Genomic DNA, 23,556 nt, shown 5'->3' with positions numbered 1-23,556 from the left:
TCTTGCTTTTGTAATAATGATGTAATAATATACAACTATAAAATTTTTCGACTATTCTATATTTTGTGATAGCGAAACGTATGTTTCCCTCTGCTTCAGCGGAATGAGAAAGGGGCGTATCATGAGCACACTATTAGAAGTGAATAATTTAAAGACCTATTTTTTCAGAAAGAAACAGCCGATACCCGCAGTCGACGGGGTTGATTTTCACATTAACAAAGGCGAAACCGTCGCTCTTGTAGGAGAATCTGGCTCGGGCAAAAGCATCACCTCGCTTTCTATTATGGGACTTGTCCAAGGCTCGGGCGGAAAAATTATGGACGGCTCGATTAAGCTAGAAGGCAGGGACCTGGCCTCCTTCACCGAAAACGAATATTGCAAAATCCGCGGAAATGACGTCTCTATGATCTTTCAGGAGCCCATGACTTCCCTGAATCCGGTGCTGACCATCGGCGAACAAATTACCGAAGTGCTCGAATACCATAAAAAAATGAATAAAAGAGAAGCGGCTAAAAAAGCCGTCGAGCTTCTGGAACTCGTTGGATTCTCCAGAGCGGAACAAGTAATGAAAGAATATCCGCACCGTCTTTCCGGAGGGATGAGACAGAGGGTGATGATCGCCATTGCGCTCAGCTGCAATCCGAAGCTTCTGATCGCTGATGAGCCGACGACGGCGCTTGATGTGACGATACAAGCCCAAGTATTGGAGCTGATGAAAGACCTCTGCAAAAAATTCGATACTTCCATTCTGCTGATCACTCATGATTTAGGTGTGGTTTCCGAAGCCGCCGACAGGGTGATCGTTATGTATTGCGGACAAGTCGTAGAGAGTGCGAGTGTGGAGGACTTATTTTTAAACCCTCTTCATCCGTATACCGAAGGGCTGTTAAACTCCATACCGGTGATAGATGGAGAGATTGATACATTAAAAGCGATCAAAGGCAGTGTCCCGACACCGGATAATCTTCCGGAAGGCTGCCGATTTGCCCCGAGGTGTTCAAAAGCGATGGACAAATGCAAAACAGGGCAGCCGGAGCTGATAACGCATGAAAGCGGCCGTTCTGTAAGATGTTTTTTATATGAGGAAGAGGGTGCCCAATCAAAATGACAGCTGCAGACCAAGAAACGATTTTAGAGCTGAAAGACGTAAAAAAATATTTCCCGATCCGCTCCGGTTTTTTTCAAAGGAAAGTCGGTGATATAAAGGCTGTTGACGGCGTTTCTTTTTCACTGAAGCGCGGGGAGACGCTCGGCATCGTCGGTGAATCAGGATGCGGCAAATCAACGGCGGGAAGGACGATGATCCGTTTATACAAGCCGACAGACGGCCGGATTCTTTTTAAGGGTCAGGATATCTCCGGCTTATCTGAAGAAAAGCTGAGAAAAAGCGTCCGCAAAAACATCCAGATGGTCTTCCAAGATCCCTTCGCATCCCTTAACCCGAGGAAAACGCTGCGTTCCATTATTAAAGAGCCGTTCCAGACTCACCATATGTACAGCATGAGCGAGCGGAACGAGCGAGTGGAGGAGCTGCTGGCGAAAGTCGGCCTTCACCCGAGCTTTGCAAACCGCTATCCGCACGAATTTTCCGGAGGCCAGCGCCAGCGGATCGGGATTGCGCGGGCTCTGACGTTGAATCCCGAGCTGATTATTGCGGATGAACCCGTTTCCGCACTCGATGTCTCCATTCAGGCCCAAGTCATCAATTTGATGGAAGAACTGCAGGATGAATTCAACCTGACCTATTTGTTTATTTCTCATGATTTGAGTGTTGTCCGCCATATCAGCGACAGAGTCGGCGTCATGTATCTGGGAAAAATGATGGAGCTGACCGATAAACACGAGCTGTACGGCAATCCGCTTCACCCTTATACGCAAGCGCTTTTGTCTTCAGTGCCCGTCACGAGAAAAAAAGACGCCGTCAAGCGGGAACGAATCATCCTGAAAGGAGAACTGCCAAGCCCGGCAAACCCGCCGAAAGGCTGCGTGTTCCACACGCGGTGCCCGATGGCCAAACCGATCTGCAAGGAACAAATCCCGGCATTTGAAGAAGCCGCTCCCGGCCATTATGTCGCCTGCCATTTATATGCCTGAAATGACAAGCATCGAGAGGGGGTATGCCGGATTACATAACCAGTTTGCTGCATATATATCACAAAGGGGGAATTGATATGAAATTACGTAAAAGCGCACTGATGATGCTAAGTGTTTTTATGGCGCTCGCCATCTTCCTGTCAGCCTGCTCCGGCTCAAAATCCACAAGCACCGAATCCAAACCGGCAGGAAAACCGCAAAAAGGCGGAGATTTGGTTGTCGGGTCAACCGGGGAACCCACACTTTTTAATCCACTTTATTCTACCGATGTTGCAAGTTCTGATATTGAAGGCATGCTTTACAGCACATTATTGGAAACGGATGAGAAATTAAACGTCAAGCCGTCGCTGGCTGAAAAAGTAACAGAAGCTGACGGGGGATTAACGTATGATGTAAAACTGAAAAAAGGCGTTAAATTCCATGATGGAAAAGAGCTGACGGCCGATGATGTTGTTTTCACCTACAGCATCCCTCTTAACAAGGATTACAACGGTGAGCGTGGCTCGGGTTTTGAGTCCCTTAAATCCGTGACGAAAAAAGGAAAATATGAAATTCAGTTTAAAATGAAGAAAAAAGATGCCTATTTCTATAATGTCGTTCTCGACAGTTACGGCATTTTGCCAAAACATATATTGGGTAAGGTGCCGGTTGCAGATCTGGGAGAGAATGAATTTAACCGTAAAAATCCAATCGGCTCCGGTCCGTTTAAGTTTGTTGAGTGGAAAAAAGGTGAGTATGTCAAACTGGAAGCAAATGATGATTACTTTGGCGGCAGACCTTACCTTGATACAGTGACAGTCAAAACAATTCCTGATTCTAACGCGGCCGTGGCCCAGTTAAAAGCGGGAGATATTGATTTCTTCGTTGTGCCGGGCACAGATTTTGATACGGTTAAAACGTTTGGAAACGTGAAGGTCAAATCTGATCTTGGCTTAAACTACAGCTATATCGGCTGGAATGAGAAAAAAGAGCTTTTTAAGGACAAAAAAGTGCGTCAGGCATTGACTTACGCTCTTGACAGGCAGGCAATGGTGGATCAAGTGCTGAACGGAGACGGTAAGGTAGCGGATGTTCCTGAGAGTCCGCTGTCATGGAATTATCCGAAGTCTAAAGTGCCGACATTTGATTATAATCCGAAAAAAGCAAAGCAGCTGCTAAAAGAAGCCGGATGGGAAGACCATGACGGTGACGGCTACCTTGATAAAGACGGAAAAAAATTCTCATTTGAAATTAAAACGAATCAAGGCAATAAAATTCGTGAAGATTTAGCTGTTGTCGTTCAGCAGCAATTAAAAGAAGTGGGAATCGAGGCTAAACCGCGAATTGTTGAATTCAGTGCGTTAATCGAACAGACAAGTGCCCCTAATTGGGATTATGACGCTCTTCTTCTCGGATGGAGTCTTGCAACGTTCCCGGATCAATTCTCTATCTTCCATTCAAGCCAATCGAAAAACGGGCTGAATAATATCTGGTATAAAAACCCGAAAGTCGATAAGCTGCTTGAAGAAGCGAAGACAATTACAGACAGAAAAGAATACCAAAAGAAGTATGAAGAGATATACAAATTGATAGCTGAAGATCAGCCGTACAGCTTCTTATTCTATTACAATTACCACAGAGCGATGCCGAATAATTTACAAGGCTATGTATTCCACCCTAAAAATGACTTGTACAATATTGAAAAATGGTGGCTGGATCAAAAATAGCAAAAGCCCTGGAGAGGGAAGGAGGTTCCTTTCCTCTCTTATCCTATTTAAAAAGGGGACAAGAATATGGTTACATATATTTTACGGCGAACATTAATGTCCTTGCCGATTCTCTTAGGCATTACAATTTTGTCGTTTGCCATCATGAAAGCAGCGCCGGGAGACCCGATGTCACTTATGATGGACCCTACAATCAGTCAGGCGGACAGGGCGAAATTCATTGAAAAATACGGGTTGAATGATCCGGAACCTGTTCAATATGTGAAATGGCTGGGGAATATGCTGCAAGGGGATTTTGGGACTTCTATCGTCAAGAAAGGCACTCCGGTTTCTGAACTTATCTTATCCCGCTTACCGAATACGATTGTGCTTATGCTTTTCTCAACCCTTGTCGCTCTTCTTATTTCTATTCCATTTGGTGTTCTGTCAGCAAAACGTCCTTATTCAAAATTGGATTACGGGATAACTGTTACTTCATTTTTAGGGCTTGCCATTCCGAATTTTTGGTTCGGTTTGATTTTAATCATGGTTTTATCTGTAAATCTGGGGTGGTTTCCCACTGGCGGAGTAAGCACTTTGAATGCTGACTTTAACATATTTGACCGATTGCATCACTTGATTTTGCCTGCTTTTGTGCTCGCCACGGCAGACATGGCAGGGATAACGAGATACACAAGATCCAGTATGCTTGATGTGTTAAAACAGGATTATATACGAACGGCGCGTGCGAAAGGATTCCGAGATAATAAAGTGATTTTTAAACACGGTTTGAGAAACGGACTTCTTCCTGTCATCACTATTTTTGGTTTGATGATACCGTCATTTATCGGGGGAGCGGTAGTGGTAGAACAGATTTTTACTTGGCCGGGTCTCGGCAAATTGTTTATTGATTCAGCCTTTTCGCGGGATTATCCGGTTATCATGGCCATGACGGTCATTTCAGCTGTTTTGGTTGTAGTGGGGAATTTAATTGCGGACATCTTATATGCGCTGGTTGATCCCCGCATTGAATATTAACAAGGAGAGGTGAGAGGTCAAATGTTACAGCCAAATACCGGCACACCCCCCAGCGATGTGAAATTAAAGGAAAATATTCAATCCAAACCGGAAACAATGACGAAGATTTTTTTCGAAAAGTTCTTTCAAAATAAACTAGCTGTAATCGGAGCCGTTATATTAACCATCATTATCTTGTCAGCTTTATTCGCTTCGGTAATCGCTCCTTACTCTCCGGAGAGTCAATCTCTCATCAATCGTTTGAAGCCGCCGAGCTTAAAACATCTAATGGGAACTGATAAATTCGGAAGAGACATCTTTACGAGGGTTCTGTACGGGGCGCGCGTTTCCTTGCTTGTCGGATTCGCTTCTGTGATCGGCGCGATTACAATCGGGACAGTTGTCGGAGCCGTTGCCGGATATTTTAAAGGGATTGTCGATGCCGTTCTCATGAGAACCGTTGATATCGTATTATCCATACCTGATATATTTTTGCTTATTACACTTGTTACGATTTTTCAGCCCGGAATGGATAAATTAATTTTAATTTTCTCCCTTACAGGCTGGACAACAACGGCACGCCTTGTCCGAGGGGAGTTTTTATCGCTTCGTTCCAGAGAGTTTGTATTAGCTGCAAAGACGATCGGTACAAAAAATCATCACATCATCTTTTCTCATATACTGCCGAATGCGCTCGGACCGATTATTGTCTCAGCCACATTAAAGGTGGGAACGGTTATTTTGGCGGAATCTACATTAAGTTATCTCGGTTTCGGGATTCAGCCGCCGATCGCAAGCTGGGGCAATATGCTTCAGGATGCACAGAACTTTACGCTTATGATTCAGGCTTGGTGGTACCCGTTATTCCCGGGTTTGTTGATCCTTCTTACCGTATTGTGCTTTAACTTTGTCGGAGACGGGCTGCGTGATGCGCTTGATCCGAAAAATGTGAAATGATCTCCCGGACGGAACGGGAGATTTTTTTGTTGCAATGCAGTCGGAAATCCAGCTCCGTAATACGGAAATCTCATATTGAAATGGAATAATTTATCTATCCCTTGCCTATACTGTGGACAACAGTTTTTATAAAGTGAGGGGTCGAATATGTTATTTCTTCATGATGTATGGGTCAATTGGTTTGAAGGGGAAGAAAACGGCTACAATGTATGCCATTTTCACGAATGGCGGAAGGAAGACACGGTTGAGCTTTTGGATCAGACGCCGCTGCTCAGAGTGCCGTCGGTATTATTTCATTACATAGAAAACGACTTATCAGAGCTTCCGAAAGAGCTGCTTGACCAAGTCCACCAGAAGTCATACGTGCGAAAAAATCATGAGCGGACAAAACTGGAGTACTGTTTTGTCGTGACAGACGGGATCGGCATCATTGCCGTAGATACGATCGGGTATACCATTCCGGTCAGAAAGAGCCGCCTGATTCCGAGACAGGAGCAGCTTGTTTATGAAATGGTAAAGGATGTAGAACCGGAATCGTTTCAATTTGACCCGTCGCAATTGGAGTCTTCAAAGGAATATCACATTTTGTCATTGGCGCCGGAGCATGTCAGAGGTCTGACGAGAAAAGAGCGGCAGATCAAGCAGCTGATGTTTATGGCGCTCGACCAGCTGAAAGGGCTGAAAAACCGTGCGGAAATTGTGTATTGGTACACGGAATGGAATCCGCATATGTATGAGCAGATCAAACGGATGAGTTTTGAAGAGATCTGGGACATGCTTTACAATGAAACAATTGAAGGCTGGTCGGATAAACATCTTGCGTTCTGTGAAAATTTGATTAAAGGGCAGCCGTTTTTCGAAAAGCTTTGGGAAATGGAACAGGAATCAAAAGTGAACTAAAAAAAGAGGCGGAGATTCTCCCGCCTCTTTTCTTTATCTTCTTTTCCGTCCGAGACCCATGGCGTTTTCCATTTTCTTCACCATTTTGCCGGCCGTTTTGTTTGCGCGCGCCGCCCCTTCGTCGAGAATGCGGTCAAGCTCGTCGCTCTCAATTAATTCACGGTAGCGCTCTTGGATCGGTGTCAATGCGCCGATAACGACTTCGGCTAAATCGCTTTTGAATTCACCGTACCCTTTGCCTTCATATTTAGCTTCTAATTCTTCAATTGATGTGTTTCCTAAAATAGAATAGATCGTCAAAAGATTAGAAACGCCCGGTTTGTTTTCTTTATCATACTTTACAATGCCTTCAGAATCAGTCACGGCGCTCTTGATTTTCTTCTCGAGCTGCTTCGGCTCATCAAGCAGCGTGATGAATGCCTTTTGGTTCGGATCTGATTTGCTCATTTTTTTGAGCGGATCAGCCAGTGACATGATGCGCGCGCCTGATTCAGGAATTTTCACCTCAGGAATCGTGAAGATGTCATTGTATTTTTTATTAAAGCGTTCCGCCAGGTTGCGGGTCAGTTCAAGATGCTGTTTTTGGTCTTCTCCGACCGGAACAAGATCCGTTCCGTACAGTAAAATATCGCCGGCCATCAGCGGCGGATAGGTTAACAGTCCGGACACGACGGCTTCTTTGCCCTTTGACTTATCCTTAAATTGCGTCATCCGCTCAAGCTCGCCGATATATGCGACGCATTGGAGCATCCACCCCGCCTGGGCATGAGCGGGAACCTCCGACTGGATAAAGAGGGTCGCTTTCTCGGGATCAAGTCCGACGGCCAGGTAAAGAGCCGCGAGATTGCGGATGTTCTTCCGCAGTTCAAGCCGATCCTGCGGAACCGTAATCGCATGCTGATCGACAATACAGAAGTAGCCGTTGTAGTCATGCTGCAAATCAACAAATTGCTTCATTGCGCCGATGTAGTTGCCGAGGGTAACGGAACCGCTCGGCTGAATGCCTGAAAAAATCGTTTTCTTCATAGTTCTTACCTCATTTCTTAAAACATAATAAAAAAAGCCCATTCTTCCCGTAGAAAAAAGGGACGAATGAACCGTGGTGCCACCCTGATTATTCCATTACAATGGAATCGCTCGAGACGTTGGTAACGGAGGCTGCTCCGGCTGGGCCTACTAACGTTCGGTCAGCTGCTCAGAAGTCCATTCCACATCGCCCGTTACCTGCTCCCAGCACCGCAGACTCTCTTCAAACGGATGAAAATGTGTACTACTCTTCATCATCGCAATCACAACAAATGTATTTGATTGATCTATTATAAATCAATTATAGCCAAATGTCATCAGAGGAATACAAGCTTATTTCCAGTTTGCTTTAGGGGTGGAAATCCTCAAAAAGAACTGAAAATGCTTAAATGATAACGTATATCAACATTTCGTATAACGAATATTATATGTAAAAAGCAATATGAACTGGAAATTACATTTAAAAAATTTAGTTAGGTCATGCTTTAAACTATAGAAGTGCATCACCTTTTTGACAGAAAAACTGACCAAATTTAAATATTTTAAATTGAGAAAATAGTATTGCAATAAATTATTCATTTCATTATAATGAACTTGTTCACTCTATTGTTACAGCTTCTTTACATAAAATAATCAGAAAAGACGGAACACAATTAAAGTTTAGAAAAATATTAAGTTATTTTGTCTGATATTTCTGAGTATTTAGTAGTAAAGGCTGAAAAATTTGATTAGGGGGTTAGTGCATGAAAAAGCGTTGGTCTATTGTAGGTTTGATGCTTATCTTCTCGCTTGTATTAAGTGCGTGCGGCGGATTCAGCGGCGGATCAGGCGGCGGTAAAAAAGACACCAAAGGACAGACTTCACTTAATATCAATATTAAAACCGAGCCGTTCTCACTGCATCCGGGTTTAGCGAATGATTCCGTGTCAGGAGGCGTAATCCGACAGACTTTTGAAGGATTGACACGCGTAAACTCCAAAGGTGAGCCTGAAGAAGGAATGGCATCTAAAATTGAAACAAGCAAAGACGGAAAGACCTATACATTTACGATTCGTGACGGTGCGAAATGGTCTAACGGCGACCCTGTGACGGCGCAGGATTTTGAATATGCATGGAAATGGGCGCTTGACCCGAACAACGAATCACAATACGCTTATCAGCTCTACTACATCAAAGGCGCTGAAGCTGCCAATACAGGAAAAGGCAAGATTGATGATGTAGGCGTAAAAGCCGTAAATGACAAAACATTAAAGGTTGAACTGAATAACCCGACACCTTATTTCACGCAATTAACTTCATTCTATACGTATATGCCGATCAACAAGAAAATCGCGGAAAAACATAAAAACTGGAATACAAATGCGGGCGAAAATTATGTGTCAAACGGCCCGTTCAAAATGACGGCCTGGAAACACAGCGGTTCCATCACGCTCGAAAAGAACGATCAATATTGGGATAAAGACGCTGTGAAATTGAAGAAAATCAATATGGTGATGATTAACAATAACAACACCGAACTGAAAAAATTCCAGGCCGGTGAGCTTGACTGGGCAGGAATGCCGCTCGGCCAGCTTCCGACTGAATCTCTGCCGACATTGAAAAAAGACGGATCTCTTCACGTTGAACCGATCGCAGGCGTGTATTGGTACAAATTCAACACAGAAGAGAAACCGCTGAACAATGTCAACATCCGTAAAGCCCTTGCTTATGCGATCGACCGCTCGTCCATCGTGAAAAATGTAACGCAGGGCGAACAAATCCCGGCCATGGCTGCGGTGCCGCCGTCAATGAAGGGATTCAAGGATAACACAAAAGGTTATTTCAAAGACAATGACGTCAAATCAGCTAAAGAATTCTTAAATAAAGGACTGAAGGAATTAGGCGTCAAGAATGCCTCTGACCTTCCGGCGATCAAACTGTCCTACAATACGGATGACGCGCATGCGAAAATCGCGCAGGCCGTACAGGAAATGTGGAAAAAGAACTTGGGCGTCAAAGTTGAGCTTGATAACTCCGAATGGAATGTTTACATCGACAAGCTGCACAGCCAGAACTACCAAATCGCGCGTATGGGCTGGCTCGGCGATTTCAACGATCCGATCAACTTCCTTGAATTGTTCCGTGATAAAGAAGGCGGAAACAATGATACCGGGTGGGAAGATCCTGAGTTTAAAAAGCTGCTGAACCAATCTCAGCTTGAAACGGATCCGGATAAACGTATCGAAGAGCTGAAAAAAGCAGAAAAGATCTTTATTGACGCAATGCCGGTCGCGCCAGTTTATTTCTATACGGATCCTTGGGTGCAGGATAAAAACCTCAAAAATGTGATCTTGACAGGAACAGGCGAAGTTTACTTCAGAAACGCTTCTTTTGAATAAAAGCCGGTTCTGAAAACAAAAGACCCAAGGTATATGGGGAGGATGTCCCCATATACCTTTCTTACTGATTACGTATAAAATTGTAAAAAACATGGAGGTGTTCACCTTGCTGAAATATATCGGTAAACGATTCATTTACATGATCATCACATTGTTTGTGATTGTGACCGCCACGTTCTTCTTAATGCAGGCAGCGCCGGGCGGACCATTTTCCGGCGAAAGAAAGCTGCCGCCTGAAATTGAGGCAAACTTAAACGAACACTATGGTTTGGACAAGCCTCTTTTCGTTCAATATGTCAGCTACCTAAAATCTGTGGCGATGTGGGACTTCGGGCCTTCTTTTAAATATAAAGGCCAAAGTGTTAATGATTTAATCAATTCAGGCTTCCCCGTCTCATTCACTCTCGGTGCAGAAGCTATTCTCCTCGCTTTAGCGTTCGGTATGCTTTTCGGGGTGCTTGCTGCCCTGTACCATAATAAATGGCAGGATTATACCATTGCGATTTTAACGATCTTTGGGATCTCAGTTCCGAGCTTTATATTGGCGACGATTTTGCAATATATTTTCTCAATTAAATTAGAACTGTTCCCGGTCGCAGGGTGGGAATCCTGGGCATACACCTTTCTGCCCTCCATTGCGCTCGCTTCCATGCCGATGGCGTTCATTGCCAGACTCTCCCGTTCAAGCATGATTGAAGTGTTAAACAGCGATTACATACGGACTGCAAAAGCTAAAGGACTTTCCCGTCCGTCAGTCACCGTGCGCCATGCGCTGCGAAATGCGCTTTTGCCGGTCGTGACATATATGGGGCCGATGGCGGCATCCATTTTAACGGGAAGTTTCATCATTGAATCCATTTTCGGAATTCCCGGTTTAGGCGCGCATTTTGTAAACAGCATTACAAACCGTGATTATACGGTCATTATGGGAGTTACCGTGTTCTTCAGCGTGCTCCTGCTTCTATGCGTATTAATTGTAGACGTGCTGTACGGATTAATCGATCCGAGAATCAAGCTTTCCAAAGCAAAGAAAGGAGCCTAGACCATGCAGAACATTCCTAAAAATATGTTTGAACCAGCTTCAGCTAATGCCGGCGATGCCGAAAAAATAAATAAAAAAAGCCTTTCCCTCTGGAAAGACGCCATGCTCCGCTTCCGCAGCAATAAGCTTGCGATGGTCGGGTTCGTACTGATCGTTCTTATTATTCTGATGGCGATTTTTGCGCCTATCTTTTCAAGGTATGATTATGCCACTACCAATCTATTAAATGCGGATAAAGCGCCGTCGAAAGATCATTGGTTCGGCACGGATGACCTTGGAAGGGATATATTCGTCCGGACATGGGTGGGCGCGCGGATTTCCATCTTTATCGGTGTCGCAGCTGCCGTGCTTGATTTATTGATCGGCGTAATCTGGGGCAGCATTTCCGGATTCCGCGGCGGACGCACAGATGAAGTGATGATGCGCATCGCCGACATTCTGTGGGCTGTTCCTTCATTATTAATGGTTATTTTGCTGATGGTTGTCCTGCCGAAAGGATTGCTCACCATTATCGTCGCCATGACGATCACGGGCTGGATCAATATGGCGAGGATCGTCCGCGGACAGGTGCTGCAATTAAAGAATCAGGAGTATGTGCTTGCTTCACAGACACTCGGTGCCAAAACCGGCCGGCTTTTGTTTAAGCATATCGTCCCGAACGCGATGGGCTCTATCCTCGTAACGATGACACTGACGGTTCCGACCGCGATTTTTACAGAAGCGTTTTTAAGTTATTTGGGCCTCGGCGTACCTGCGCCGCTTGCGAGCTGGGGAACGATGGCCTCAGACGGATTGCCTGCATTAACCTATTACCCTTGGCGTCTGTTCTTCCCTGCCGGCTTTATCTGCCTGGCGATGTTCGGCTTTAACGTTGTCGGCGACGGGTTAAGAGACGCGCTGGATCCTAAGTTACGCAAATAAGGAGTGATATGAGTGACACGTTTGCTAGAAGTAAAAGACTTAGCCATTTCATTTAAAACATACGGCGGAGAGGTACAGGCAATCCGCGGCGTCAATTTCCATTTGAATAAAGGAGAGACGCTGGCGATCGTGGGGGAGTCGGGTTCCGGAAAAAGTGTGACCTCCCAAGCGATTATGAAGCTGATTCCGATGCCGCCGGGCTACTTTAAAAGAGGACAGATTCTTTTTGACGGACGTGATATCGTGCCGATGTCCGAAAAAGAAATGCAGACTATAAGAGGAAAGGACATCGGAATGATTTTCCAAGATCCGATGACCTCTCTGAACCCGACGATGAGAGTCGGCAAACAAATTACGGAAGTGCTTTTCAAACATGAAAAAATCTCAAGTGAAGCGGCGAAAAAGCGCGCCATAGAGCTGCTTGATCTCGTCGGAATTCCGATGCCCGAAAAACGGATCGGCCAATTCCCCCATGAATTTTCAGGCGGGATGAGACAGCGTGTCGTCATCGCGATGGCGCTTGCGGCAAATCCGAAACTGTTAATTGCCGATGAACCGACCACAGCGCTTGATGTGACGATTCAGGCACAGATCCTTGAGCTGATGAAAGATCTGCAAAAGAAAATTGATACGTCTATCATTTTTATCACGCATGATCTCGGCGTTGTCGCCAATGTCGCCGACCGGGTCGCCGTCATGTACGCGGGTCAGGTCGTCGAATCGGGCACGGTGGATGAAATCTTTTATGATCCGCGCCATCCGTATACGTGGGGGCTGCTTGCCTCAATGCCGAGTCTGGACAGCACCGATCAGGAAAAACTGACGGCCATCCCGGGCACGCCGCCTGATCTGACGAATCCTCCGAAAGGGGATGCATTTGCGCTCCGCAGCTCATATGCGATGAAAATTGACTTTGAACAGGAACCGCCGATGTATAAAGTGTCTGATACGCATTTTGTGAAATCGTGGCTTCTGCATCCTGATGCGCCTAAGGTCGAGCCGCCTGAAGCGGTGAAGGCTAAAATCCGTCAGCTTCCGAATACGTATCAGCATCCTGTTTTAATGAAGGAAGGTGAAAAAAATGACTGAGAAACTTCTCGAAATCAAACACTTAAAACAGCATTTTTTCACGCAGAAAGGAACGGTAAAAGCCGTAGATGATTTGTCATTTGATATTTATAAAGGTGAAACGCTCGGCCTTGTCGGAGAATCGGGCTGCGGTAAATCAACGACGGGCCGCAGTATTATCCGGCTGTATGAGGCAACCGGCGGGGAAGTTCTCTTTAACGGGGAAAATGTCCATGGGAAAAAATCCCGCAAGAAGCTGCTGGAGTTTAACCGGAAAATGCAGATGATTTTCCAGGATCCGTACGCATCTTTAAATCCGAGAATGACAGTCGCCGACATTATTGCCGAGGGAATAGATATTCACCGCCTGGCAAAAACGAAAAAAGAGCGGATGCAGCGGGTTCACGAACTGCTGGAAACGGTCGGTTTAAATAAAGAGCACGCCAACCGCTACCCGCATGAATTTTCGGGCGGACAGCGCCAGCGTATCGGAATCGCCAGAGCGCTGGCGGTTGATCCGGAGTTTATCATCGCGGACGAACCGATTTCGGCGCTTGACGTCTCCATTCAGGCGCAAGTCGTCAATTTAATGAAAGAATTGCAGAAAGAAAAAGGGCTCACTTACCTGTTTATCGCCCATGATTTATCAATGGTCAAATACATCAGCGACCGCATCGGCGTCATGTATTTCGGAAAATTGGTGGAGCTTGCGCCGGCGGATGAGCTTTACGAAAACCCGCTTCACCCATATACGAAATCATTGCTGTCCGCTATCCCGCTCCCTGATCCGGACTATGAAAGAAATCGCATGCGAAAGAAATACGATCCGGCAGTTCATCAGCTCCAAGAAGGAGAAAAAATGGAATTCAGAGAAGTGAAACCGGGACATTTTGTCATGTGCACAGAAGCTGAATTTAAAACCTATCTATAAAAGTATCATCCTCCAAGACTCAGTCTTGGAGGATTTTTTTGCGCACATTCAAGTTTATTAAGCCTGCTCCCGTTTTTCTATAATGGAAAAAAAGGGGGAGATCAGTATGAAAACCATTTTGTGCGCCATTTGTGCGGGACTGTTTATCAGTGCAGCCGCTTATCCGGCCCGCGCCGCTGTGAAAGAGGAGCAGCCGCTTGTAAAAATAGCGCTGGCTGAAAAAGAACTGCCGAAATCAAATGCACGGTTCGCTTATCCGTCAGGGCTGCATTTTACACATCCTGATAAGGTGCGGGGCATTTACGTCACAGGACATTCAGCGGGAGGAAGCAAATTCGGGGAGCTGACAGACTTTGTGGACAAAACGGAGCTCAATACAATGGTGATTGATGTCAAGGACGACAACGGAAACCTCACCTTTAAGCCGGACAGCCATTCTGAGTATGCCAAAATCGCCAAGCCGTACATCAAAGACCCAAAAAAGATGATGAAAAAGCTGGAGGAAAAAAAGATTTATCCGATCGCGCGTATTGTCGTATTTAAAGACAGCGAACTCGCGAACAAAAAGCCCGAGTGGTCCTTTAAAGAAAAAAACGGAAGTGTCTGGAAAAACGGCCGCGGAGAATCGTTCGTCAATCCGTTTATGAAAGAAGTATGGGATTACAATGTAAAGATTGCAAAACAAGCCGTAAAGATGGGGTTTCAAGAAATTCAGTTTGATTATGTCCGTTTTCCTGAAGGGTTTGAAAAACGTGATGACGAACTGACATACGGTCACGGCGATTACGGAAAAACAGCAGACAGCAATGTGCAAAAACGCGTTCACGCCGTCACCGATTTTGTCGGTTATGCGAAGAAAAAACTCAAGCCGTACGGCGCGGATGTGTCGGTTGATATTTTCGGCTATTCAGCCACGCTGCCGGAAGCGCCTGGTATCGGCCAGAATTTCAGCAAAATTTCAGACCAGGTCGATGTCATTTCATCCATGATTTATCCGAGCCATTGGACAAGCTATTTCGGCATTGATAAACCGGATCTTGAGCCTTACAATGTCGTCAAAGAATATGCGAAGGTGGAAAATAAAAAGCTGTCTAAGCTGAAACACCCGCCTGTATCGCGTCCGTGGCTTCAGGATTTCACGGCATCATATCTCGGCAGCGGAAATTATCAAAAGTACGGGAAACGCCAGGTGGAAGACCAGGTTAAAGCGCTGCATGATGAAGGAATTGACGAATTTTTATTGTGGGACGCGGCAAACCGTTATACCAAAAACGTCGATTACACACCATTTTAAAAAAATTGAAACCATGTTAAGGGATCACACGTCTTAATAGATGTAAGATTGTTTAAACAATCGGAAATGGGGTATATCTAAAAGTGTGAAGACAACGAACCCATAAGGAGCAAATGAATGAACTGGTACGAAAAGCTGAGTGAATATTTTCCGATTGAAGAAATGAAATCAAAAGCGCATATGGAAGCTCTGTTAAAGGAGCAAAGCGATGTTTATCATAAAGAAGAGGGGCAGTACCACGTGCTGATGTATGCGGAATTTGACTCTTTCATCTTTATTGATTACCTGTTTGTGTCAAAGAAATCCAGAGGACAAGGCCTCGGAAGCAAGCTGATCGGCAGACTGAAAAAGAAGAACAAGCCGATTCTGCTTGAGGTGGAGCCTGTTGACGAGGATGACACGGATACACAGAAACGCTTGCGTTTTTATCAAAGAGAGCATTTCAAGCACGCGCAGTCAATCGGGTATCGGCGCCGGTCATTGGCTACGAATGAAGTGAACAAAATGGAGATTCTGTACTGGTCACCTAAGACGGAATCAGAAGAAGAAATATTTGAAGCGATGAAACAGACATATGAAAACATTCACACTTATAAAGATGAAAAATGGTACGGAGAATCATACGAAAAAACGGATGAAGTTCTCAAAGTCATTGATGAGAAAAAACAAAAAAACATTTTCGATCAGCTGAGCTAATTGAGAATGGGGAAAAATCCGCCAGCCGTAAATTTGCCGGATTGACACATTTTTTTCTCAGGAGACTGTTCACACTTACTTTTTTATAGTATAATACCTATAAAGATTCCTTTTTTAAAGTCATTTCAATTTGAGAATACAAACATGTTCATCCTACTAATTAGAGGAGTGAAGATTAATGGTTACATTATACACATCACCTAGCTGTACGTCATGCAGAAAAGCAAGAGCTTGGCTTGAAGAGCACGAGATTCCGTTTGTAGAAAGAAACATTTTCTCCGAGCCGTTATCAATTGATGAGATCAAGCAGATTCTGCGTATGACTGAAGACGGTACGGATGAAATTATCTCTACCCGTTCTAAAGTATTCCAGAAACTGAACGTAAATGTTGAATCTATGCCGCTTCAAGACTTATATACTTTGATCAATGAGCATCCGGGACTGCTCCGCCGTCCGATCATCATTGATGAAAAACGTCTGCAAGTCGGCTATAACGAAGATGAAATCAGACGATTCCTGCCAAGAAAAGTGCGTTCTTTCCAATTAAGAGAAGCACAGCGTCTTGCTAACTGATATAAGCTTACGATAAGCATGGAAAAAGCCCAAAACCATCGCGGTTTGGGCTTTTTGTTATTTTTCAGTCTGCTGGTAAATCATACTGGCGAGGATAACAAAAACGACGGTCAAAATCGGCAGCATCATCTGTAGCATGCCGTGTTCTGCCATGAAAAATGACAGCTTGCTGTCTCCGGCAATCATTTCACCGCCGGTAAATGCGAGAAGGCCGCTCCCGGCATACATCAATAAAGGCATTTTTTCCATGGCGGCATGAACGAGCTTGCTGCCCCAAATAATAATCGGCACCGAGATGAAGAGACCGATCACTACTAGTGTCAGCTCACCGTGAGAAGCGCCGGCTACTGCGATGACATTGTCAAGCGACATAAAGATATCAGCCAGAACGATTGTGCGGATGGCTTTCCAAAGAGAAGAACTGCTTTTTACATGCTGTGCATCTTTCTTCTCAATCAGAAGCTGATAGCCGAGATACAATAAAAATACCCCGCCTGCGCATTGTAAAAAAGGAACATTCAATAAATAGACCGCAGCGCTCGTCAGAACGATTCTCAAGACGACTGCAATAAATGTTCCGAAGATGATCGCTTGCTGTCTTTGTTTATGGGCCAGATTCCGGCTGGCCATCGCGATGACGACGGCATTGTCACCGCCGAGAATAAGGTCAATCCCGATAATAAGCAGAAGGGACAGCAGGTAATCGTGCGGCATGGTAACACCTCGCTTATAGATCGATTGCTTGTACAGCTAATATATGAAGCAGTGCGCTATTTATGATGGGAACCGGGAGAAAGCCTGTTTTTCAGTGTGAAAATGCTTTTTTATTTCTTTTATAACTGTTTTATCATAAAATAGAAATATAAAGAATTTGCGCTGTCTTCTATAAGGTTAAGATGTGGACGGAATGGGTAAAGTGTAGTAAAGTACTATTCATCGGGAGCTTAGATGTCCCTTCAACATCTTATAAAGAAGGGAAGGTTGGCAAAATGGAAATAGAAAGAATTAATGAGCATACTGTAAAATTTTATATGTCTTATGGTGATATTGAAGATCGCGGTTTTGACAGAGAAGAAATCTGGTACAATCGCGAGCGCAGTGAAGAACTGTTCTGGGAAGTCATGGATGAAGTGCATGATGAAGAGGAATTCGCTGTCGAGGGTCCTCTTTGGATTCAGGTTCAGGCATTGGACAAAGGACTGGAAATAATCGTAACAAAAGCCCAGCTTTCCAAGGACGGACAAAAACTCGAACTGCCGATCCCGGAAGATAAAAAACAAGAGCCGGCAGATGAAAATCTCGATGCTTTACTTGATGATTTCCAGAAAGAAGAGCAGGCCGAGAGCCGGGAAGATAAGGAGCAAAAGCTTCAGTTCACTTTGCGGTTCGATGATTTTGAGGATCTCATCTCGCTATCAAAATTGAATCTTAACGGAATCAAAACGACCTTGTATTCGTTTGAAGACCGATATTATTTATATGCAGATTTTTATGAGCAAACTGATGAAGAGGTTGAAAATCAGCTAAGCATCCTGTTGGAGTACGCGCACGAATCATCAGTCAGCATTCACCGTCTTGAAGAATACGGCAAATTGGTGATCGCTGATCATGCGTTATATACAATAAAAAAACACTTTGCATCATAACAAACCGATTTCTCTCAGCAGAAATCGGTTTTTTTTGTTCTGAATGACAGGATGAACGGCTGAAAACCGTATAACGGCTCTCATCCGCAAACAGGATTATGCCTTCTTCCTGCTGAATACAACAAGATTCAGGAAAGGAGAAGATGCAACATGTTCAGTGCTGTGACTGCCGACGGACGGCTCATTCAGCTGGCCGGAAGCTATTCAAAGGAAAAAGCGGCGGAGCTGAGAAAGAAACGCTGGTTCTGCCCCGTCTGCAAAAGTGAGCTTGATATCAAACTGGGACGGGAGAAACTGCCGCACTTCGCTCATAAAAAAAGCAGGCTGTGTCCCGGGGAATCCGAACCTGAAAGCGAATACCATCTGGAAGGAAAAAGACAGCTTTTTCTCTGGCTGAAGACACAAGGGTGCAGTGTCAGCCTGGAACCGTATCTGACTTCCGCTGGACAGCGGCCTGACTTGACGGCAGAAAGCGGAGAAGAGAGGCTGGCTTTTGAATTTCAATGTGCGAACCTTTCGGCGGACTCTTTAAAGAGCCGGACGGCAGGCCTGAAAAGTGCCGGGTACCGGCCGGTCTGGATCATCGGGGCAAAACGGTTAAAACGGATGGCTGCGCAATTTTTCCGGCTTTCTGCTTTTCACTGGCAGTTCTTTGAAGTCAATTCATTTTCCTCCTTAATGTTTTACTGCCCCGACGTCCGCTCCTTTTACAGGCTGCATTCCATCACTCCGTTTTACACCGGCTATTCTTATGCCGGCTTAACCACAATCCCTCTTCACAAAGCAAACCTGAAAGACATTTGTCATCCGGAAGGGCGGCACAGCGTCAGACTTCCCTCGTGGGGGCGTGCCGTTGCCGGCTTCCGCAGCAAAAGCGGGCGGTTTTTATCTGAAGATGCCGGTCTTATCCGGCGTCTTTTTTACGAAAGACATCAGGTTGCATTTCCATTTCTCCCCTCTGAAGTGTTTATTCCCGTTTCAGCAGGCTTTGTGTTTGCAAGTCCCGTTTTTGTGTGGCAGGGCCATTTATACATGCGGCTTGCGGAACTTTCTAAAAAAGGCGCTCCGATCCGATTATCCGGCATGGTTCATGATTTACGGCAAAAAATCAGGCATAAGGAGATCCGGATGCGGTATGGTTCACAAGACAGCCTTATCGGAATGGCGGTAAAACAATATGCTGATTTCTTATGCTTGCAGGATTTTTTAAGGGAAATTGAGAATGAAGTATATATGCCCTCATCTCAGCAGAAGCGCCCTCAAACGGCAGAAGAGCTGCGCCGGCGGGACCTGCTCTTTTTTGGGGAATGAGAATGCTTCATTTCGTTCACCCTAACGTCAAGGTGGTGGCGAATGTGAGGGGCGTACAAGCATTTTGTTTTCGTTTTTTCACTGTATTATTGGTATGCTCGGTCTTATATGCCGCATATGATTTGACAAAAGGCAGTGAAAAGCCGGAAGATAATCACAACACAAGTTTTTGGAGAAACAATCGTTTTTTCAATTGGCTTGAAGTAAAGAAAACGAGGGGGATCACCATGACTGAGGAAAATAAAGCAGCACAGCTGCCTGACAGAAGTGAAGTAAAGGCAGAGCATACATGGAGACTAGAGGATATTTTTCCTAGTGATGAGGCCTGGAATAAAGAATTTCAAGCAGTTAAAGAATTAATTCCGAATTTATCTTCTTTTAAAGGCACGCTTGCTCATTCGGCTGATAATTTATACGCGGCGCTTACGGCACAGGATGAAGTGACGAACCGCCTTGGGAAACTTTATGCATACGCACATATGCGCTCAGACCAGGATACGGGAAATTCTTTCTACCAAGGGCTGAACGACAAAGCCGCAAGCCTGTATTCTCAGGCTGCCAGCGCGACTGCTTACATTGAACCGGAAATTCTGGCGATTCAGGAGGACAAGCTGCACCAGTTTATTCTGGAAAAAGAGGAGCTTAAGCTTTACTCCCATGCAATTGAAGAAATTACAAAACAGCGTCCGCACGTGCTGAGCGAACAAGAAGAGGCCCTGCTTGCGGAAGCCTCAGAAGCGCTATCGTCACCTTCCAATACATTCAGCGTTTTAAATAACGCCGATATTACGTTTCCGTCGATTAAGGATGAAAACGGCAAGGAAACTCAAATCACACACGGCAACTTTATTAATTTCCTGGAAAGCAGCAATCGTGAAGTCCGCAAAAACGCATTTGAAGCCGTATATAAAACATACGGACAGTATAAAAACACGATGGCGACTACACTCAGCGGCACTGTAAAAAAAGATAATTTTTACGCCCGTGTGAAAAAGTATAAATCAGCACGGGAAGCGGCTTTATCCAATAACAGCATTCCTGAAGAAGTTTACGATAACCTTATCAAAACGATCAATAAACATCTTCCGTTATTACACCGTTACATTGACCTGCGGAAAAAGGTGCTCGGCCTTGATGAAGTCCATATTTATGACCTGTACACACCGCTTGTAAAAGATTCGGGAATGAAGGTCACATATGAGGAAGCGAAAGATTATATGCTCAAAGGACTTGCTCCGCTGGGCGAGGAATACGCGTCTATTTTAAAAGAAGGACTTGAAAACCGCTGGGTCGATGTATACGAAAACAAAGGAAAACGCAGCGGTGCTTATTCGTCCGGTACATACGGCACGAATCCGTACATCTTAATGAACTGGCATGATAATGTCAATAATCTGTTTACGCTCGTTCACGAGTTCGGCCATTCCGTGCACAGCTACTATACGAGAAAATATCAGCCGTATCCGTACGGTAACTACAGCATTTTTGTCGCTGAAGTCGCTTCAACGACTAATGAAGCGCTGCTCGGTGAATATATGCTGAACAGCTTAAAGGATGAAAAACAGCGTCTGTACCTGCTCAACCACATGCTTGAAGGGTTCAGAGGCACAGTGTTCAGACAGACGATGTTCGCTGAATTTGAGCATCTGATTCATACGAAAGCGCAGGAAGGCGAGCCGCTAACGCCTGAACTGCTGAACGAACTTTATTATGATCTGAATAAAAAGTATTTCGGTGACAACATGGTGATTGATAAAGAAATCAGTCTGGAATGGTCAAGAATTCCGCATTTCTATTACAATTATTATGTGTATCAATATGCGACAGGCTACAGTGCGGCCCAAGCGCTGAGCAGCCAGATCTTAAAAGAAGGCAAGCCTGCGGTGGAGCGCTATACCGAATTCTTAAAAGCGGGAAGCTCGGAATATCCGATCGACATACTGAAAAAAGCGGGAGTCGATATGACATCGCCTGAACCGATCGAGGCGGCCTGCAAAATGTTTGAAGAGAAACTGAACGAAATGGAAGAGCTTCTTTCGAAAGTGAACCCTTCGTAATTCAAAAAAGCCTGTGCATTAGATGCGCAGGCTTTTTCTAAAACCCCTTAAACGTTTTTCGGTGATTCAGCCGGTACAAGGCAAACAATATGGACAGAAACAGCAGGGGAGATGTAATGTAAATCGGCAGCATGTGCATCATGGCCAGCAGGTTTAAAAAGAAGAAAAACATAATCATTCCGATGATCAATACGGTGCGGAGCATTGATTTCCCTCCTTGTTTATGATTGATATATTCTATGAAAACAAGCAGTCAGTTATGTTTTGTGACAAAAATATGAACATTAATCTTATGGCTTGTCAAAACTCGACAAGATTTGATATGATAAGGATGTGAAATTGATCACAAACAAACATTACCCCTTTGTTTGACCGTGAAAAATTTCTCCCATCCCCTTTGTTGTCGTTAAGACATATGAAACCGCGCTTATCCCGGCGCGGTTTCTTTATTTGCACAAAAAAAGCCGGCTCCGTAAGGAATCAGCTTTTTTTAATGGTCACAACAGGTGACATCCTCCTGGGTGCCGGCCAGAGATTTCCAAAACAGACCGTGCTTTGCTTCCACTCTGGCGACCTTTTTGGCGAATGCCAGTTTTTTCATTTCTTTTTCAACTTCTTCTAGACTCAAATCATAAACGAGTGCGATTTCTTTCGATGCGACAAACCGGAAATATTCAATGAAACATTCCAAAGGCGGCGTTTCAGAAGGCTTCGGTTCATCCCCGAGCATTTCGAATAGGATCTCTTCGTATACGTCATAAGAATAGTTGCCGGGAACCTTCAGCCCTTCATCATCATGCAGACTGTTAAAGAACGTCAATGTCGGGTTGACGGTGACGTCCATTTCCGCCGCGATTTTCATATCGCACTGAAGCGCTTTTACCGCGCTTTGCGAATGGAGGTCGCGCTTGAATTCTTCAACATCCAATTTCGTCTTTTCGGCAATTTCTAAAAGAACGTCTTCATCCGTAATATTCTGCTTGGAGACAAACAGGCTTTCCTGCATGCTGCGGAGAAACAGAATGCCCGCTTTTCTTCCCTGCAGTTCGGCCGCTTTTAAAGCGAGTGCGGCAAGGTAGGGCGATGAAAGAGGCTGATCCTGCTCAAGCCAAAGGCTTCCGTCACAGGGCATCCCGGAACGGTTCGCAATTTTTTCCCAAGCTTCGGCAAGAAGGTGTTTTTTCCGCTTTTGCTTATTCAGCGATGTAATGCTCGCGGAAACAATGATCCGCAGGGTGAAAAAACGTCCGTATTTGATTTTTAATTTTTTTATGGCGGGCTCCAGCGACCAGCATTCAGGACATAAAGGGTCGACAAACATGTAAATTTCGAGCGGTTTTTTTGGATGTCCGTGGCAATGGGCGAAGTATTGCTCATGCTGATAATTCGTCAATATGATCGATCCTCCGCTTCTGACTGGTTTACCATATGCCTGGCCGTCAGTTCCAGACGCCCGTACAGAAATTCACGAATATCGCCCTCCAGCCCGACCTGATCCATCGCTTTGCTCATACAGCTTAGCCACGCATCAGCCCTCTCGTCCGTAATCGGAAAGGGGAGATGCCTTGCCCTGAGCATGGGATGTCCGTGCTCTTCAGTATAAAGAGGAGGTCCGCCCAAATACTGGGTTAAAAATTGCTTTTGTTTTCTGGCCGTTTCAGTCAAATCACTTGGAAATATCGGCTTCAGCAAGGGATGAGACGAGACACGCTCATAAAAAGTATCAACAAGTTGCGATAGAAGTTCCTCTCCAATCGCTTCATATGGTGCGTTAAACGATTGTCCCATGTTGACTACTCCTTTATATGGCTAATAGGAATCATAATTCCCATTGCGAATTTATCTTTCAGTTTTACTATCTTCAGTTACTGTATATTTTAGCAATAACATTTTATTTCTACAAACAAAGTGCCTTTCTGTCAGGCGCTTGTATTTCATATCATATCACATCGCCTTCAT

At 44.9% G+C, this 23,556-nt stretch carries 22 protein-coding genes and 1 other annotated feature; of the genes, 17 read left to right on the top strand and 5 right to left on the bottom strand.

Annotated features, from left to right (window positions below; all coding sequences use genetic code 11):
- The first annotated feature begins 121 nt into the window (after window positions 1–121).
- The 6 genes from OWN49_RS03630 (at window position 122) to OWN49_RS03605 (ending at window position 6,653) form a co-directional block, all read left to right on the top strand.
- Window positions 122–1,108, top strand: a complete 987-nt coding sequence (locus OWN49_RS03630) for an ABC transporter ATP-binding protein (protein ID WP_029325950.1) — start codon at window positions 122–124, stop codon at window positions 1,106–1,108.
- A complete protein-coding gene (locus tag OWN49_RS03625; protein ID WP_025851953.1) occupies window positions 1,105–2,094 on the top strand; it encodes an ABC transporter ATP-binding protein in 990 nt (329 codons plus the stop codon). The genes OWN49_RS03630 and OWN49_RS03625 overlap by 4 nt, the downstream gene beginning before the upstream one ends.
- Window positions 2,095–2,171: 77 nt before the next feature.
- On the top strand, window positions 2,172–3,800 hold the full coding sequence (locus tag OWN49_RS03620; protein WP_077722053.1) for a peptide-binding protein: 1,629 nt from the start codon (window positions 2,172–2,174) through the stop codon (window positions 3,798–3,800).
- Between the two features lie 66 nt (window positions 3,801–3,866).
- A complete protein-coding gene (locus tag OWN49_RS03615) occupies window positions 3,867–4,817 on the top strand; it encodes an ABC transporter permease (RefSeq protein WP_003155051.1) in 951 nt (316 codons plus the stop codon).
- A 21-nt stretch (window positions 4,818–4,838) separates the two neighbouring features.
- Entirely contained in the window at window positions 4,839–5,753 is a 915-nt protein-coding gene (gene opp4C / locus OWN49_RS03610) for an oligopeptide ABC transporter permease (protein WP_176283251.1), read from the top strand.
- A 147-nt stretch (window positions 5,754–5,900) separates the two neighbouring features.
- Entirely contained in the window at window positions 5,901–6,653 is a 753-nt protein-coding gene (locus OWN49_RS03605) for a YjbA family protein (RefSeq protein WP_121984163.1), read from the top strand.
- A 33-nt stretch (window positions 6,654–6,686) separates the two neighbouring features.
- Here OWN49_RS03605 and trpS read toward each other — a convergent pair whose 3' ends face one another.
- The gene (trpS, locus tag OWN49_RS03600) at window positions 6,687–7,679 is read right to left on the bottom strand and encodes a tryptophan--tRNA ligase (protein WP_014304785.1); all 993 of its coding nucleotides are present in this window, start codon (window positions 7,677–7,679) and stop codon (window positions 6,687–6,689) included.
- 55 nt (window positions 7,680–7,734) lie between these two features.
- Window positions 7,735–7,946, bottom strand: a binding site (T-box leader).
- Window positions 7,947–8,422: 476 nt separating this feature from the next.
- On the opposite strand from trpS, the gene OWN49_RS03595 reads away from it, so the two are divergent.
- The 8 genes from OWN49_RS03595 (at window position 8,423) to spx (ending at window position 16,583) form a co-directional block, all read left to right on the top strand.
- Window positions 8,423–10,057, top strand: coding sequence for a peptide ABC transporter substrate-binding protein (locus OWN49_RS03595; RefSeq protein ID WP_069013066.1), 1,635 nt, complete (start codon window positions 8,423–8,425; stop codon window positions 10,055–10,057).
- A 106-nt stretch (window positions 10,058–10,163) separates the two neighbouring features.
- Entirely contained in the window at window positions 10,164–11,099 is a 936-nt protein-coding gene (locus OWN49_RS03590; protein ID WP_176283252.1) for an ABC transporter permease, read from the top strand.
- A 3-nt stretch (window positions 11,100–11,102) separates the two neighbouring features.
- Window positions 11,103–12,020 (top strand): oligopeptide ABC transporter permease OppC, encoded by a 918-nt coding sequence (oppC, locus tag OWN49_RS03585; RefSeq protein ID WP_003155041.1) that lies wholly within the window; start codon window positions 11,103–11,105, stop codon window positions 12,018–12,020.
- A gap of 12 nt (window positions 12,021–12,032) precedes the next feature.
- The gene (locus OWN49_RS03580) at window positions 12,033–13,109 is read left to right on the top strand and encodes an ABC transporter ATP-binding protein (RefSeq protein ID WP_061890535.1); all 1,077 of its coding nucleotides are present in this window, start codon (window positions 12,033–12,035) and stop codon (window positions 13,107–13,109) included.
- The gene (oppF, locus tag OWN49_RS03575) at window positions 13,102–14,019 is read left to right on the top strand and encodes an oligopeptide ABC transporter ATP-binding protein OppF (protein WP_017417453.1); all 918 of its coding nucleotides are present in this window, start codon (window positions 13,102–13,104) and stop codon (window positions 14,017–14,019) included. Before OWN49_RS03580 ends, oppF begins: the two co-directional genes overlap by 8 nt.
- A gap of 106 nt (window positions 14,020–14,125) precedes the next feature.
- A complete protein-coding gene (locus OWN49_RS03570) occupies window positions 14,126–15,313 on the top strand; it encodes a putative glycoside hydrolase (protein ID WP_176283253.1) in 1,188 nt (395 codons plus the stop codon).
- A gap of 117 nt (window positions 15,314–15,430) precedes the next feature.
- Window positions 15,431–16,009 (top strand): GNAT family N-acetyltransferase, encoded by a 579-nt coding sequence (locus tag OWN49_RS03565; RefSeq protein ID WP_003155035.1) that lies wholly within the window; start codon window positions 15,431–15,433, stop codon window positions 16,007–16,009.
- 178 nt (window positions 16,010–16,187) lie between these two features.
- Complete coding sequence (gene spx / locus OWN49_RS03560; protein ID WP_003155034.1) at window positions 16,188–16,583, top strand: transcriptional regulator Spx; 396 nt, start codon at window positions 16,188–16,190, stop codon at window positions 16,581–16,583.
- 57 nt (window positions 16,584–16,640) lie between these two features.
- On the opposite strand, the gene OWN49_RS03555 is transcribed toward spx, so the two are convergent.
- Window positions 16,641–17,297, bottom strand: coding sequence for a TerC family protein (locus OWN49_RS03555; RefSeq protein WP_176283254.1), 657 nt, complete (start codon window positions 17,295–17,297; stop codon window positions 16,641–16,643).
- A gap of 275 nt (window positions 17,298–17,572) precedes the next feature.
- On the opposite strand from OWN49_RS03555, the gene mecA reads away from it, so the two are divergent.
- The 3 genes from mecA (at window position 17,573) to pepF (ending at window position 21,597) form a co-directional block, all read left to right on the top strand.
- The gene (gene mecA / locus OWN49_RS03550; RefSeq protein WP_003155032.1) at window positions 17,573–18,229 is read left to right on the top strand and encodes an adaptor protein MecA; all 657 of its coding nucleotides are present in this window, start codon (window positions 17,573–17,575) and stop codon (window positions 18,227–18,229) included.
- 150 nt (window positions 18,230–18,379) lie between these two features.
- A complete protein-coding gene (locus OWN49_RS03545) occupies window positions 18,380–19,540 on the top strand; it encodes a competence protein CoiA family protein (protein WP_176283255.1) in 1,161 nt (386 codons plus the stop codon).
- Window positions 19,541–19,767: 227 nt separating this feature from the next.
- On the top strand, window positions 19,768–21,597 hold the full coding sequence (gene pepF / locus OWN49_RS03540) for an oligoendopeptidase F (protein WP_003155028.1): 1,830 nt from the start codon (window positions 19,768–19,770) through the stop codon (window positions 21,595–21,597).
- Between the two features lie 37 nt (window positions 21,598–21,634).
- Here the strand turns inward: pepF and OWN49_RS03535 are convergent, their stop codons facing one another.
- From OWN49_RS03535 to OWN49_RS03525, 3 genes are all read right to left on the bottom strand, one after another.
- Window positions 21,635–21,802 carry a hypothetical protein gene (locus tag OWN49_RS03535; RefSeq protein WP_165408905.1) on the bottom strand — a complete coding sequence of 56 codons (168 nt, stop codon included), beginning with the start codon at window positions 21,800–21,802 and terminating at the stop codon, window positions 21,635–21,637.
- A 285-nt stretch (window positions 21,803–22,087) separates the two neighbouring features.
- Window positions 22,088–22,990: a protease adaptor protein SpxH gene (spxH, locus tag OWN49_RS03530; RefSeq protein WP_003155024.1), complete on the bottom strand. Its 903-nt coding sequence runs from the start codon at window positions 22,988–22,990 to the stop codon at window positions 22,088–22,090.
- A complete protein-coding gene (locus OWN49_RS03525) occupies window positions 22,987–23,385 on the bottom strand; it encodes a globin domain-containing protein (protein ID WP_003155023.1) in 399 nt (132 codons plus the stop codon). The genes spxH and OWN49_RS03525 overlap by 4 nt, the downstream gene beginning before the upstream one ends.
- Window positions 23,386–23,556: the final 171 nt, after the last annotated feature.

This window comes from Bacillus sp. NEAU-242-2 (assembly GCF_027853835.1).
Taxonomy (GTDB): domain Bacteria; phylum Bacillota; class Bacilli; order Bacillales; family Bacillaceae; genus Bacillus; species Bacillus velezensis.
This window is presented reverse-complemented; position numbering and strand designations above follow the sequence as displayed.

What these genes read in the sequence shown, in the direction of transcription:
- OWN49_RS03630 (WP_029325950.1), top strand. Translation starts at nt 122, where the DNA reads ATGAGCACACTATTAGAAGTGAATAATTTAAAGACCTATTTTTTCAGA.
- OWN49_RS03625 (WP_025851953.1), top strand. Translation starts at nt 1,105, where the DNA reads ATGACAGCTGCAGACCAAGAAACGATTTTAGAGCTGAAAGACGTAAAA.
- OWN49_RS03620 (WP_077722053.1), top strand. Translation starts at nt 2,172, where the DNA reads ATGAAATTACGTAAAAGCGCACTGATGATGCTAAGTGTTTTTATGGCG.
- OWN49_RS03615 (WP_003155051.1), top strand. Translation starts at nt 3,867, where the DNA reads ATGGTTACATATATTTTACGGCGAACATTAATGTCCTTGCCGATTCTC.
- opp4C (WP_176283251.1), top strand. Translation starts at nt 4,839, where the DNA reads ATGTTACAGCCAAATACCGGCACACCCCCCAGCGATGTGAAATTAAAG.
- OWN49_RS03605 (WP_121984163.1), top strand. Translation starts at nt 5,901, where the DNA reads ATGTTATTTCTTCATGATGTATGGGTCAATTGGTTTGAAGGGGAAGAA.
- trpS (WP_014304785.1), bottom strand. Translation starts at nt 7,679, where the DNA reads ATGAAGAAAACGATTTTTTCAGGCATTCAGCCGAGCGGTTCCGTTACC.
- OWN49_RS03595 (WP_069013066.1), top strand. Translation starts at nt 8,423, where the DNA reads ATGAAAAAGCGTTGGTCTATTGTAGGTTTGATGCTTATCTTCTCGCTT.
- oppC (WP_003155041.1), top strand. Translation starts at nt 11,103, where the DNA reads ATGCAGAACATTCCTAAAAATATGTTTGAACCAGCTTCAGCTAATGCC.
- oppF (WP_017417453.1), top strand. Translation starts at nt 13,102, where the DNA reads ATGACTGAGAAACTTCTCGAAATCAAACACTTAAAACAGCATTTTTTC.
- OWN49_RS03570 (WP_176283253.1), top strand. Translation starts at nt 14,126, where the DNA reads ATGAAAACCATTTTGTGCGCCATTTGTGCGGGACTGTTTATCAGTGCA.
- OWN49_RS03565 (WP_003155035.1), top strand. Translation starts at nt 15,431, where the DNA reads ATGAACTGGTACGAAAAGCTGAGTGAATATTTTCCGATTGAAGAAATG.
- spx (WP_003155034.1), top strand. Translation starts at nt 16,188, where the DNA reads ATGGTTACATTATACACATCACCTAGCTGTACGTCATGCAGAAAAGCA.
- OWN49_RS03555 (WP_176283254.1), bottom strand. Translation starts at nt 17,297, where the DNA reads ATGCCGCACGATTACCTGCTGTCCCTTCTGCTTATTATCGGGATTGAC.
- mecA (WP_003155032.1), top strand. Translation starts at nt 17,573, where the DNA reads ATGGAAATAGAAAGAATTAATGAGCATACTGTAAAATTTTATATGTCT.
- OWN49_RS03545 (WP_176283255.1), top strand. Translation starts at nt 18,380, where the DNA reads ATGTTCAGTGCTGTGACTGCCGACGGACGGCTCATTCAGCTGGCCGGA.
- pepF (WP_003155028.1), top strand. Translation starts at nt 19,768, where the DNA reads ATGACTGAGGAAAATAAAGCAGCACAGCTGCCTGACAGAAGTGAAGTA.
- OWN49_RS03535 (WP_165408905.1), bottom strand. Translation starts at nt 21,802, where the DNA reads ATGCTCCGCACCGTATTGATCATCGGAATGATTATGTTTTTCTTCTTT.
- OWN49_RS03525 (WP_003155023.1), bottom strand. Translation starts at nt 23,385, where the DNA reads ATGGGACAATCGTTTAACGCACCATATGAAGCGATTGGAGAGGAACTT.